Origin of the sequence: Winogradskyella psychrotolerans (assembly GCF_018860565.1) — a bacterium.
GTDB classification, from domain to species: domain Bacteria; phylum Bacteroidota; class Bacteroidia; order Flavobacteriales; family Flavobacteriaceae; genus Winogradskyella; species Winogradskyella damuponensis.
In genome coordinates, this window is the sequence record NZ_JAHKPS010000025.1 from 150,227 (window position 1) to 164,015 (window position 13,789).

The window sequence follows — 13,789 nt, forward strand, 5'->3', positions numbered from 1 at the left end:
TTTAGAAGCTAAATATAGATAAAATAAATTAAGCCTTAGCTTCTGATTTAGGAAGTTCGACAAAGAATTTACTACCAACATTTTCTGTGCTTTCTACCCAAATTCTACCGTTATTAAGTTCTACTAGATCTTTAGCAATAGTTAATCCTAAACCTGTACCTTTTTCGTTTTTTGTACCTGCCGTCGTAAAGTTTTTATGTGCAGCAAATAACTTGTCAATATTTTCTTTGGCAATACCAACACCAGAATCTTCTACACAGATTAAAGATTTACCATTAGCATCTACATTAGAAATCGTAATTACATCTCCTATTCTGCTAAACTTAACAGCGTTTGTAATTAAATTCTGAATAACAATTTCTATCATACTACGATCTGCATAAACAAAATCGCGTTGTGACTCATCAATTAATACAATGCGTTTGTCTTCAACTTTTTGCTCAACTAAGGCAATTTTAGTTTGAAATACATCTTGAATGTTAAATAGCTCAGGTTTTGGTTCTAAATTTTGCATTTGTGATTTAGACCAGTTTAATAAATTAAATAAAAGTGACGATGCATTATTCGCGTTTTCACTTAATTCTGGAATTAATTCATAAAATTCATCTTTAGAAATACTATCTTCTTTTAGTAAATCTAAAAAGGCTTTTATAGAAGAAATAGAATCTTTTAAATCGTGAGAAACAATAGAAAAAAGCTTGTCTTTTACTTGGTTAACTTCTTCTAAATGATGTGTTTGTTCTAAGATAGCTTCTGTTCTAACCTGTTCCTGAGTTAATTTTTCTTTTTCTTTTTTTAAATTGTCTTTATGAGATTTTGTTTGGGATAGGCTGTAAAATAGAAGTACCAATAATAAAACACAAAGCGCAATTAATGCATACAGTAAAAATGAATTATTTTGCCAAGAATCTTTAGTTTCGGGTAATTCGTTTTCTTTAACTATAACCGTGTCAGTTTCTGAGGTGTTTTCAGTTGTAATAAGATCAATAGGACTTATATCTGTAGGGAATACAGGTTGGTCTACTTTGGACAGCGAATCCTTTAAATCATAGAATTTATTCTGCCAAAAGAATGCATTTTGAAAATAACCACGTGTAGAATCTAACGCAATATGAAGTTTGTAGTTCTCTAAAAGCTCTTTTTTGTTGTTAATTTTTTGAGCAATAGCATAGGCTTCATTCAATTGCTTTTCTGCTAATTTTACTTTTTTATTCTGAAGATTTAAGTTTCCAACAGCATTTAAAGCTCTTAAAAGTCCTTCTTTATTGTCTTGTTTTCTATTGTATTTTAACCCTTCTACTAAATATTTAGAAGCTTTATCATATTCTTTAAAGCGTAAATATTCACTACCTAATTTTGGTAGAATTTCACCTCGTAAATTCTGATCGGTTTTAGGGTTTAAAATGTCTAATACCTTTTCGTAATATTCAATTGCTTTACGGTGTTCTTTCAATAACGAGTATAGTTCGGCGATATTTTTTGTAGAAATTTTAATGCCTTCCGTGTCATTAAGTTGCTTTCTAACGTCTAAAGCTTTGTAGTTAAACTCTATAGCTTTATCAATTTGATTAGTTTTAAAATAAGCTTCAGCTAAATTATTATAAGCAGTACTCAATTCATCTTTAAGGTATTGCTTTTCAAAAATATTTATTGCAGATAAAGAGTTCTGTAATCCAATTGCATAATTTCCTCGTTTAATTTCAATAAGACCAATGCTATTGCTCACTCTAGCTACGCCAAGTGTATCACTAATTTTTAAGTATAAATCTCTAGATTTCTTATAATTATCTATAGCATTCAGGTAGTCGTTGCGTTCGGTGTAGATTAAAGCTCTATAGTAGCTGCTTTCTGCAAGACCTTTTATGTAATTAAGCTCCTCAGATAGCTTAGAAGTTTTATTAACATAAAGTAAAGCTTTGTTGTAATCTGCTTTTTTATAGAGTTCGTTAATGAGCACCAGAGACATGTCCACCTTTGTAGAGTCTGGTTTTTTAAAGGCTATTTGTACTGTCAGTTCATCTATTTTTTCATTTTGAGAAAATACAGATAAAGACATAAGACAAACAGCTAAAAATAGTAACTGTTTCATCTTAAAATAGCTTTATAACGTATTGCGCTGTTTTGGTGCGAATAACTTTTAGAGAGGGATAAAAAAGTAAGTTAACACAAAACAATAACAACATGGTTAATGTTTGATTATTAAGCCTCATTAATGTTTGGGACATTGATTAATAGCCTACCAAAAGTGCTATTATGATTACAAATATGCTAATAATTAGGTTTTAATACGAATAAATTAGATGAAATGTACAATATAGTTTTGTTAAAAAATCACTTATCGACCAACGGCACAAATCTTGGGAGTATTACTGTTTCATCGACGAAATGCATGATTGGCTTAGTGGTCTCTTTTTTAGATAGTTAGTGGAGGGTGGTTTTTATATCGTTGTAGCTTTAATGTTCTGTAATTATGTCTATTTAGAATCTTAAATAAAACAATAAAACTTCTATATTTGCAAGCGTTTAAAATGCCAAAAGATAAAGATAAGATGAAGCTTCAAGAAACTTTAGAATTACATGTAAAAGCAGCTGTTAAAGCATTGTTTGAATCAGAATTAGAATCGGTAGAATTTCAGGCGACTCGCAAAGAGTTTGCTGGAGATATTACGGTTGTTGTATTTCCGATGTTGCGTGTAGTAAAAGGAAATCCTGCTGTAATTGGTGAGCAAGTTGGTCAGTATTTACTCGATAATGTGGATTTGGTTAAAGGATTTAATGTTGTTAAAGGTTTTTTAAACATTGAAATTGATGATGCATATTACCTCGATTTCTTTCAATCTATAAAGGACGATAACACGTTTGGGTTTGTTGAGGTAAAAGAAGACAAAGCCGTAATGGTAGAGTATTCTTCGCCAAATACTAATAAACCATTGCATTTAGGTCACGTAAGAAATGTGCTTTTAGGTTATAGTGTTGCTGAAATTTTAAAAGCTTCTGGTAAGAACGTTTATAAAACGCAGATTATTAACGATAGAGGTATTCATATTTGCAAAAGTATGTTAGCTTATCAAAAATTTGGTCAAGGTGAAACACCTACTGAAGACTTGAAAGGTGATAAATTGGTTGGTAATTATTACGTAAAGTTTGATCAGGCTTATAAATCTGAAATTTCAGAATTAGTAGCCCAAGGTCAGTCTGAAGAAGAGGCTAAAAAGAACGCTCCATTATTATTAGAAGCACAAGAAATGCTTATTAAATGGGAAGCTGGAGACGAGGATGTTGTAGCACTCTGGAAAAAAATGAACCAATGGGTTTATGATGGTTTTGATGTGACTTATAAAAATATAGGAGTAGATTTTGATGCTTATTATTATGAAAGTAATACCTATTTATTAGGGAAAGAGTTTGTTGCCGAAGGTTTAAAAACAGGAGTCTTTACTAAGAAAGCAGATGGATCTGTTTGGTGCGATTTAACCGAAGATGGTTTAGACGAAAAAATTGTATTACGTAGCGATGGAACTGCAGTTTACATGACTCAAGATATTGGTACAGCGATTCAACGTATAAAAGATTACCCAGATGTTGGAGGTATGGTTTATACGGTTGGTAACGAGCAAGATTACCACTTTAAAGTTTTATTTTTAATCTTAAAAAAATTAGGCTTCGATTGGGCTAAAAATCTATTCCACTTAAGTTATGGTATGGTAGATTTACCAAGCGGAAAAATGAAGAGTAGAGAAGGAACGGTTGTAGATGCGGATGATTTAATTCAAGAAATGGCAGATACTGCTGAAGAAATTTCTAAAGAATTAGGTAAGCTTGAAGATTACTCGGAAGAAGAGAAAAAAGCACTCTACAAAACCATTGGTTTAGGAGCATTAAAATATTACATCTTAAAAGTAGATCCTAAAAAACGAATTTTATTTGACCCAAAAGAGTCTATCGATTTTCAAGGTAATACAGGGCCTTTTATTCAATATACCTATGCAAGAATTCAGTCTATATTAAGAAAGGCTACTACAGTTTCGCTTAGTGATCTTGATAATGCTAACATAGTGCTTCACGACAAAGAAAAACAACTTATCAAGCAGTTAGAGTTATTTCCTGAAGTCATTCAAAATGCAGCAGAGCAGCATAGTCCTGCGTTAATTGCAAACTATACTTATGATTTGGTAAAAGATTTTAATTCATTTTATCAAAATGTATCTATTCTAGGTGCAGATACAGAAGAAGAAAAAAGCTTTAGAGTAGCGTTGTCTAAATCGGTAAGTCAGACAATTAAAAATGCATTTCAAGTTTTAGGAATTGAGGTGCCAGAACGTATGTAAGTTTAGATAATATCTAATTTTTATCATATGAAATGTGTTATTCTAACTTGTTTTAGAGCTTATTTTAAATAGGCGCCATTTCTATCTGTATTTTTTTTTGTAATTATTTCTCGTGAGGTTTAACACTTTGCAAGAGAGTGATTTGTGTATTTTTTCGTAATTTAGTAAGAGCTCAATTGTTCTTTAAACTACTGCTATGGAAAAATGTCACACTATAAAACGCTATACCATTACGTTTTTGTTAATGGTTTTAGTGGTGTTTTCGTTAAATGCTCAAGCTGTTTTTACAGAATATAGTGGTAAAATTATTGATGGGCGTTCTAATAAAGCTTTAGAAGCAGTTAGCTTAAATATCAATGAAACCAATATTGGTACTATTACAAATTCTGAAGGAGAGTTTGTAATAAAAGTTGCTAGCGATTACTTAGATTCTAAAGTGACGATTTCATTATTAGGTTATGATACTTACAGCGTTCCGTTATCTCAATTAGCTAAAGCAGATAATGTTATAAAATTATATGTCGCTGTAACCGAATTATCTGCTGTTAGCATTTCTGCATTTAAAAATGCTGAAAGTTTAGTACAAAAAGTGTTTCGAGATAAAATGCAACACTTAGACGATCAGTCTTTATTTATGACAGCTTTTTATCGTGAAACTATTAAGCGTCGTAATAGAAATGTATCATTAACTGAAGCGGTTGTTAATATTCTTAAACAGCCCAATTCTTCATCTCTTCGTGATGCTATTCAGCTAAGTAAAGCAAGAAAAAGTACAGATTATAAACGTTTAGATACCGTTTCTGTAAAGTTACAAGGCGGTCCATTTTCGGCATTGTATTTAGATATTATGAAGTATCCTGAACATATTTTTACAGAAGAAAGTATTAAAATATATAATTTCTCTTTTGATGAGCCTTCGGTTATAAATAATAGAGCAGTTTATGTGGTAAATTTTATTCCAAAGACTAACGTTGTTGGAGTAAACTATATTGGTAAATTATTTATAGATGTAGAATTATTGGCTTTGGCAGGTGCAGACTATGCTTTAGATTTAAGTGATAAAAAAAGAACCAAAAATTTATTAGTTAAAAAAAAGCCTAAGGATATTGTCGTTTACCCTTTAGAAGCAAGTTATAAAGTGGCATATAAAGTTAATGGTAAAACATGGTATTACAATTATTCTAATTTGAATCTGAAATTTAAAATTAATAAAAAGAAGCAGTTATTTAACAAGGTTTATACTTTGGCTAGTGAAATGGCTGTAACAGATTGGGAAGTTAATTCTGTTGATAAAAGAATTAAAATTAAGGATAGATTAAAACCAACTATGGTTATTACTGACGCGATTTCTGGGTTTTCAGATCCTAATTTTTGGGGAAAATATAATCTAATAGAACCAGATAAGTCTATAGAGTCTGCGATAGCTAAAATTAAAAAGAATATCGAAAAAGAAAAACAGGATAAAAAAAAGAAGAGTAGCTAAGCACAACTATAAATGCGTTATAAAAGTAGATTTAGAATAAGCATTTATTTAATGCTATAAAAGGACGTTCTTAAGGTCTAAAATCACCATTAATTCTTACTATATGGATTTCTCTTTTAAATTAAAACGGTATACATAACCACAGCTTAATTCTGTAAAATCTGCCTGACCAAGATTTGCATTAATATGTGCACCAAGAAAAATATTGTGCTTTGGAGCTTTGTTGGTTGTCCATAAATAATATTTTAATCCCATTCTAGCAGAAATAGTTCGTTTTATTTCATAATACCAATCTAATTCACCTAAAACTTCTATGGTTTCTCCATTTGCGTTTTCATAAGTAACCCCTTGGTTAAGTTGCCAATCTATTTTGTAAAAAGGTTTGTGTATGTTTAAACCTAAATCAAATTCAAAACCAATATGGTCTATTAATAATTCAGAGCTTGCAAAAATCCCAAAGCTAGTTGCGTAACCATAAGGGTTATCTTTAAAGTGAGGAAATTGTTCTTCAATTAAAGCTTCATTGTTTTTTATGTAATCGTAGTAGTGTTCATAGAACCTGTAATAAAAACCACCACCAAATTTAAATGTATTATTTAGGATTTTTCCGGCAGAAGCAGAAACTGTAAAAACTTCTTTTTTGGTATTAAACTTTTCAGATAATACATTTTGGCCTAAACCCAACCGAAAAGCCATATACGTTTGAGATTTAGAGGCGAAAGTAGGTTTTTTAAAATCGTTATTACTATTAGAGTTTTTGTCAATTTTAGCAGAAATACTTGCTGTAAAAGAATTTAAGCCTTGGTTTGGTAAATTCGTATGGCCATTAGAATGGTGTAAGTATCCCAAGCCAAATCGCCAGTCTGTAGCATGGGTTTTAAAAACATCGTAATAGAAAAAAGATCTAAACGACCAGTTAATTTTTGTGGTGATTGCTCTGTTAAATGCATTGGTAATTATATCGTATTGAGTATCCATATAAGAACTACCAAAACCTATTTGTAGGTTTAAACCGTCTATTTGTTTTTTTAATATTGAAAATTCAATAAATGGCAATATACTATAAGCATGCCCAACTTTGGTAGAATTGCCAAAATCTGTATAACCCAATGAAATACCAGTTTTTGGATAGTTTAATCTCGCAGCCCATTCTTTATTAGAGTTATAGTTGTATTGGCCAATACTTAAAAATACGTTTTTTTGTAGCTTGGTTTTTGGGAAATCAGTATTGGCTTCTTGTGTTTTTCCAACAATAATTTCGGGTGTAAAAAAGAGTGATGTCTTAGGGTTGGTAGTAGTTGTTTGGGCCAAACAATTTTGAAGAAAAAAGAATATAGTAATAGCTAAAGATAAGCTTAAATAATTTTTGAAGCGCATTAATAACTGGTTGGTTGGTGTTACAATAAACAACTAAAAATTGATTCTAAAACTAAGATTTGGTGTAAATTTTAAAGACCTATTATTAATTTCAACCATAGAATCATCAGAATTAAAGGTGTAATACCGATTGATAATGTTGGTTTGATTAAAGATGTTCCAGACAGAAGCTCCAATATCGGCTTTTACACCTTTTGAAAATTTAAAATTATAAATCACAGAGATATCTGTTCTAAAATAATCTGGTAAACGTGCATTATTTGGAGACGCGTATTCTATAATATTGTTACTGTTATCTTGTGTTGTTGAAGGTGTTGTGTATGGCCTTCCTGAATGCCAATTAAGTCCAAGGCCAATTTTAAAATCATCAATATTATAAGTTAAAGAAGCGTTGGCAACATGTTGCAAATCTAACGTGTTTGAGAAAGAATTGCCATTATTTAGATTTTCAAAATGATAATCGTTTTTACTAAAGGTATAACTTAGCCAAGTGCTAAAATTATTAAAGCGTTTGTTGATTAAAAAATCAATGCCTTTTACGGTATAAGAACCAATATCGTTTGTAAACTGAAACTGGTTTTGAAACCCTTGACTAAGAGCGGTAATGTTATTTACATTTTTGTAATACCCTTCTAGAGATACTAATAAGTTATTTTGGTTATAGCTAACACCTGCCGATACTTGTTGGCTTTTAATTAAAGGAATGTTATTCGTATTTGCTAATTGCCAACGTCTTTTTTCTATGCCTAAAAAATCTTGCTGTAAATCTATAACCTGAGTAATAGATTGACTCTTTAATTCGCCTAATATTTCTAACCTAAAATAGTCCGATAGTTTTTGGTTGAATGCAAACCGAGGTTCAATAATAAGCTTTTGCAGTTTCCCAAAGTAACTAATTCTTGAACCTAAACGTAAATATGTATTACGAGATTGTGAATAGCGTACAACTTCACCAAATATGGCATGTGTTCTTATAATTTCTTTTGTTAAACTCGTAAAATTAGGATTGGTTACATCTTCAAAATTGGTAACACCAACTTCGTTAAACTGATAGCCCAAATTTATTTTTAAGGAAGGGCTTAATACTTTTGAAATATCAAACCGTAAACCATAATCTTCAACTTTATTTTCTTGCTTTAAGAATTGATTGTTAGAAATATTGTTATTTGTAGCATCTAAATCATAATTAGAATAATAAGCTTGAGCAGAAAGATTCGTTCCATCCTTTAATCGTTTAGAATAGGTAGCACTTGTTCCAAAACTTATTTGGTTTAATTCACTTTTTGTCTCTTGGAAATCGTTATTTGTTGTTGTGTATACCTGTTTGTAATCTAAGTTGTTATACATGTTCATGACATTAACGCGTAACTTAGAGGAGTCGTTGATGTTATATAAAAACTTAGCATTAAAATCATAAAAAATAAAACGCTCGTCTAATGCCAATTGTGTATTAATAGCATTTGAAGTATTTAATTCTGAGTCTGAAAAAATACGGTCAAAATAGGAGTCATAAGTTTTTGAAACTATAAAATCTGTATAAGAACGTCTAGCGGCTAATTGTAATTCTGTTTTTTTAGATAATGGGATTTTTGCAAACCCATCTACGCTTAGTAGGTTGCCTCCAATTCCACCACTTGTTTTTTCGCTTAAATTGTCTGTGTTTTGAATCGCAATAGTACTAGAAACAGCATTGCCAAATTTGGCGCTAGTTCCGTTTTTAGAAACCGTAACATCATTAGATAAATAAGGATTGAAAGTAGATATTAACCCAAAAAAATGACCCGTTTGATACATTCTTATTCCTTCGTATAAAATAAGATTTTGATCGTTTGTGCCACCACGAACATTGATATTAGAAATGCGTTCGTCTACACTAATTATTCCTGGTAAGTTTTGTACTATTTGTAATACATCTGGTTCAATTAATCCGGGTAAAATTTGAAAGGCTTTGGTGTCAGCCTCAATGGTTCCGTTGTTTGTTTTAGAAATACCTTTAGTTAGATAATTCGTAACAACAACCTCTTCTAAGTGCTGAATACTGTTTTGTGCTTCAGTGACTTTTTGCGGTGTAATAGCAATAAAACGATTGCTTAGAATTTCAAAATTAAGGTTGGTATCAAGTTTTAGTTGGTTAACAGCTTGTGTTAAAGAAAGTCCATGGCGTAAAGGAGTGATTGAGATGCCTTCAATTGTCTTGGTTTCAAAAGAAAATTTAACATCGTACTGTTTTTCAAGTTCTAAAAGTATTTGTGCAAGCGTCTGTTTTTCCTTTAACTCTTGGCTATAGGCAAGGTTGTAAAAGGTAAAAGATGAAAAAAAGAAAATTAAACAAAGTAATTTTTTATTCACGCTTTAATAAAATAGATTTTTCTGATTTGCTGTAGCTTAAATTTAATGGTATTGTAACAGACTTTAATGCTAAATCTAAATTATTATGAGTAAAACTTCCTGTAAATAGACGAGATGTGTCAATATTTTTTGTAATTATTTTCTGTTTGTATTGATTTTCAAACTCAGCAATGACGTGTTTAAGAGGAATGCTGTTAAAGCTGCTTTCGCCTTGTAACCATTGTGGTTGAGTTGTGTTTTCTATTTCAGTTGTTAGTAATTTTCCATCTATAATCTGGAAAGTGTCGCCTGGTTTTAATTTTACCGTTTTGTCTTTATGTGTTACACCAACTAAACCTTCGTAACAAGTTACTTCAAAATAAGATTTACGTTGCTTTACATTAAATTGTGTACCTAAGACGCTAACTACTCCTTCAGAAGTAATAACATCAAATTTTTGACCTTTGGCAACTTTAAAAAAGGCCTCACCTTGTAGTTTTACCTCTCTATTGTTGCTCCAGTGACTCTTATTAAAAGTGATTGTAGAATTGGCATTTAAATCTACAATAGAATTGTCTGGTAACTCAATAGTATCTTGTTGTGCTATAAGTGTTCCAACTTCAGTGTCTAGAGTTGAAGTGTAATAATAAATACTAAATCCAATGGCTAAAATAGCCGCAATTCTAAGCAGTGGTTTTAGCCATTGCTTCGTTTTTGTAGGTTTAGGTTTAAGATGTTGCTTTAATGTTTTGTAAGATGTATCTGTAGCAAATTCGGATGCTTTAAAAGATTTTAAAGCAGTATCCATTTTAATAAGATCATTATAATCTTCTAGCTGCTTAAAAGCTTTTAGCTCTTCAGTATTTAGGTTATGATCTAACCATTTTTTTATGAGTTCCTCTCGTTTCATAAATGTAATTTCAAGTATATAACAGCTTAGGTTTAAAAATCCCTACTTTTTTAGTTTTAAAGTTCGTTAATTTCTTCTCTTAACTTTTTTAAAGCTCCATAAATTCGTTTTTCAACGGCTTTTACAGATATATCTAAAAGTTTTGCAATTTCCTTAAAGCGTTTGCCTTCAACTCTATTCATTAGAAAAGCAACCCGTTGTGCTTCGGTTAAATTATTTAGTGCATTTTGTAATTTTTGATGGTATTCTTTTTCTTGTAGTACAAATTCGGGTGTTTCATTAGTAGAATGTTTTTGAGGTTGTTTGTTGTATTTTAAGACTACTTTTTGATGAGCTACCGCATTAAGCATTAGGTTGTTTGCTGTTGTAAACAAATAGCTTTTTGCTTTTTCAGGTGAGATTTTACCGCAATTTTGCCATAATTTAATGAAAGCTTCTTGCACTTTATCTTGCGGATTCAATTGTTGTCCAAACTTGTAATACAGAAAATCATGAAGATTTTTAGCATGTTTATTATACAAGCGCTCAAATAATTGTGACTCGCAAATATTATCTTGTAGAGGTTTGCTCATAGGTTTTTATAGGTTGCACAAATTATAAATAAATTTTTAATAATTGAGAGTAGGACTTTTTACAATTAAACTGTTCTATAATAAATCGTTAAATTTATCTGAGTTATGAGTTTTAGAATCAACAGTATAGTTATAAGTTTACTTTTTGTCCTTTTTTGTTTTATGTCTTGTCAAGATGAGATTAATGAAATAGAAAACCCAAACGATCAAGAAGCCATTATACCTAATTCTACCTTGGTAAATCTTATGGGAAGAACGGCAGCAAACTCTGGAGCTGCTGATGACATTTTAGATGGAGCAAGTTGCTTCTCTGTAGAATTACCAGTAACAGTTGTTGTTAACGATATTACTACTATAATTGAAACAGAAGCCGATTTAGAAGCGCTTGAAGATATGTTAAGTGATGTGGTAATTGATGAAGATATTTTAGATTTTGTTTTTCCAATCACAATTATATTTAACGATTACAGCGAAATTTTTATTGAAAATGAAGACGAGCTTCAAACTTTTGTTAATGAATGCGTCTATAATGAGAACGCTGTAATTGAATGTGCAGATTTTGTATATCCAATTTCATTTTCAGTATTTAATTCAGGGTTTAATTTAATTGACACAGTTGTTATTCAAAATGACGAAGCTTTATATGTTTTTCTTAATGAATTAGAAGAAGACGAAAGCGTTTTAATAGTGAGTTTAAACTTTCCTATAACTATACAATATGCCAACGGAGAAACTGTAGATGTTAATACAAATCAAGAACTAACAGATGCAATTGAAGCTGCAGAGCAGTTTTGTAATGTTATCGATGATGATTGTCTTGAAGATGAAATTGCATTGAATTTAGTTGAGTGTCCATGGAATTTTAGTAATGGAACAGATACTTATGATAATTACCAGTTAATTTTTAATGATAATGGAGAGTTGCTTATTTCTGAAGGTATGGCAACTTCTGCAATTGGTGGGGCTTGGAGCTTGTCTACTACAGATAATGGTGTTCTCTTAAGCTTATCAGAATTAACAGCATTTCAAGATGATTTAGAAGGAGATTGGTTAATTGTATCGTGTAATAATGCAGGTTCTAATAATGATATGCTCACAATTACGCGTGCTAATACAGTGCTTGAATTAGTTCAAGATTGTCCGCAAACGGAAGGCTGTTCTGCATTAGAAATTAATGCTAATATTAGCGAGTGTGTATGGAAATTAGAAACCAATCTTTTAGATTCGTTTGTACCTATTTTTATGCATTTCAATTTAGATGGCGACGTTTTAATTCAGGATGTCAGTAATTTAGAATCACAAATCGGGACTTGGGAAATTGTTACCATTGCTACAGATGTTTTTGTTAATTTATCTTTACAACAAGGTTACGAATCCTTAAACGGGCAGTGGCAAGTTGTAGAATGTGAAGAAGGAAGTCTATACTTAATCAATGGAGATAACTTTATTACTCTAGAGCAAAGATGTGAAGTAAATAACCAAGATCTTTTAAATTGTTATAGTTTATATGTTTTGTCTCAAGAATGTGATGATAATAATGATGGTATAGCCACATTTGTTTTTGAAACTAGTAGTTTACAAAGTTCAGAATGTATTGCGCTTTACCCAATATCTGGCAGTTATCACCCTACCTATGACGATGCTATAATTTCTACGAATCATTTAAATATTCAATTAACTACACCAACAGAATTAACATCTCAAACCATATATTTTAGAGTTTTTAATCAAGAAACACAAGAATTTGCGGTACAAGAATTAGAGCTAATAGTTGAAGCTTGTAATGATGATGTGTTTAATTGTTTTGGAGATTTTGAAATTGTAGAATGTGAACAACCAAATAATGTGCCTGTTTATAATTTAAGTGCAAACACTATAGGTTTGGTCGATTGTACAGAGGTATATTTTCCATCATTTCACGAAACTTTAATGGATGCAGAGAGCAATACCAATGCCATCGAAAATCCAGAAGCATTCGGAACATTAGTCTCAGAAGTCTATTTAAGAATTGAAGCTGAAAGTGGAAATTTTGAAGTATTCACAGTGTATTTAAATACTACAGATTGTGGTGGTGCTTTTGATTGTTTTCAAAGTTTTGATGCCGTAATTCAGTTATGTGATGAAGGTGATGATGGTATGGAAGTCTTTGACTTAACAGTTCCTTTTGCTAATTGTATAACAGAAACTAATGTAGTAAGCTATTATGAAACTGAAGCAGATGCTAATATTTATGTTAACCCAATTGTAAATCCTGGTGCTTACACAAATATCGTAGCTAATCAACAAATTATTTATGTAAGAGTTGAAATTAATAATCAGTTTGAAATATTTACAATACAATTGGTTTTAGAGAATTGTTCTGAAGAAGATTGTTCCGTGGAAGACGTAGAGAACTATTTAGCTGAATGTATTTGGAATCCCGTAAACTACAACGGAAGTGATAATTTAATGAATTGGGACTTCGATTTCGAGTCTAGTAATAATATCGTTGTAATATTTACAGATACACAAACCATAGATGCTACATGGATAACATCACAATCTAATGACGGTGTAATTATAGAATTTACAAATGTAAATGGACCAAATATCCAAGCCATAAATGGAAGTTGGTTAGTTGTAGAATGTACTGCAGAACAATTAGTATTGCATAACGTAAATGATAGTAATAATGAAATAGTTCTAGATAGAACCTGTGAATAAAGAAAATGCTGAAAGTTAGTAATTTTAGTAAGTTAGTTAAGTTGATAAAAAAGAGTTGCTCGCCATGAGCAGCTCTTTTTATTTGATA

Annotated in this window: 8 protein-coding genes; 3 read left to right on the forward strand and 5 right to left on the reverse strand. The window is 30.9% G+C overall.

What is annotated here, in order from left to right; genetic code table 11:
• Positions 1-28 precede the first annotated feature (28 nt).
• Entirely contained in the window at positions 29-2,089 is a 2,061-nt protein-coding gene (locus KO504_RS13635) for a tetratricopeptide repeat-containing sensor histidine kinase (protein WP_215927740.1), read from the reverse strand.
• Between the two features lie 460 nt (positions 2,090-2,549).
• Between KO504_RS13635 and argS the strand changes: the two genes are divergently transcribed.
• Together argS and KO504_RS13645 are read left to right on the forward strand one after the other, a co-directional pair.
• Entirely contained in the window at positions 2,550-4,328 is a 1,779-nt protein-coding gene (gene argS / locus KO504_RS13640; protein ID WP_215927810.1) for an arginine--tRNA ligase, read from the forward strand.
• A gap of 196 nt (positions 4,329-4,524) precedes the next feature.
• A complete protein-coding gene (locus KO504_RS13645; protein WP_215927742.1) occupies positions 4,525-5,811 on the forward strand; it encodes a carboxypeptidase-like regulatory domain-containing protein in 1,287 nt (428 codons plus the stop codon).
• A 99-nt stretch (positions 5,812-5,910) separates the two neighbouring features.
• Here the strand turns inward: KO504_RS13645 and KO504_RS13650 are convergent, their stop codons facing one another.
• From KO504_RS13650 to KO504_RS13665, 4 genes are read right to left on the reverse strand one after another with little or no spacing between them, the layout of a single operon-like run.
• Positions 5,911-7,188: an acyloxyacyl hydrolase gene (locus KO504_RS13650; protein WP_215927744.1), complete on the reverse strand. Its 1,278-nt coding sequence runs from the start codon at positions 7,186-7,188 to the stop codon at positions 5,911-5,913.
• Between the two features lie 33 nt (positions 7,189-7,221).
• Positions 7,222-9,537 carry a TonB-dependent receptor domain-containing protein gene (locus KO504_RS13655; RefSeq protein ID WP_215927746.1) on the reverse strand — a complete coding sequence of 772 codons (2,316 nt, stop codon included), beginning with the start codon at positions 9,535-9,537 and terminating at the stop codon, positions 7,222-7,224.
• Positions 9,530-10,426: a FecR family protein gene (locus KO504_RS13660; RefSeq protein WP_215927748.1), complete on the reverse strand. Its 897-nt coding sequence runs from the start codon at positions 10,424-10,426 to the stop codon at positions 9,530-9,532. The genes KO504_RS13655 and KO504_RS13660 overlap by 8 nt, the downstream gene beginning before the upstream one ends.
• A gap of 56 nt (positions 10,427-10,482) precedes the next feature.
• Positions 10,483-10,998: an RNA polymerase sigma factor gene (locus tag KO504_RS13665; protein WP_215927750.1), complete on the reverse strand. Its 516-nt coding sequence runs from the start codon at positions 10,996-10,998 to the stop codon at positions 10,483-10,485.
• Positions 10,999-11,103: 105 nt separating this feature from the next.
• Between KO504_RS13665 and KO504_RS13670 the strand changes: the two genes are divergently transcribed.
• The gene (locus KO504_RS13670) at positions 11,104-13,701 is read left to right on the forward strand and encodes a hypothetical protein (RefSeq protein WP_215927752.1); all 2,598 of its coding nucleotides are present in this window, start codon (positions 11,104-11,106) and stop codon (positions 13,699-13,701) included.
• Positions 13,702-13,789: the final 88 nt, after the last annotated feature.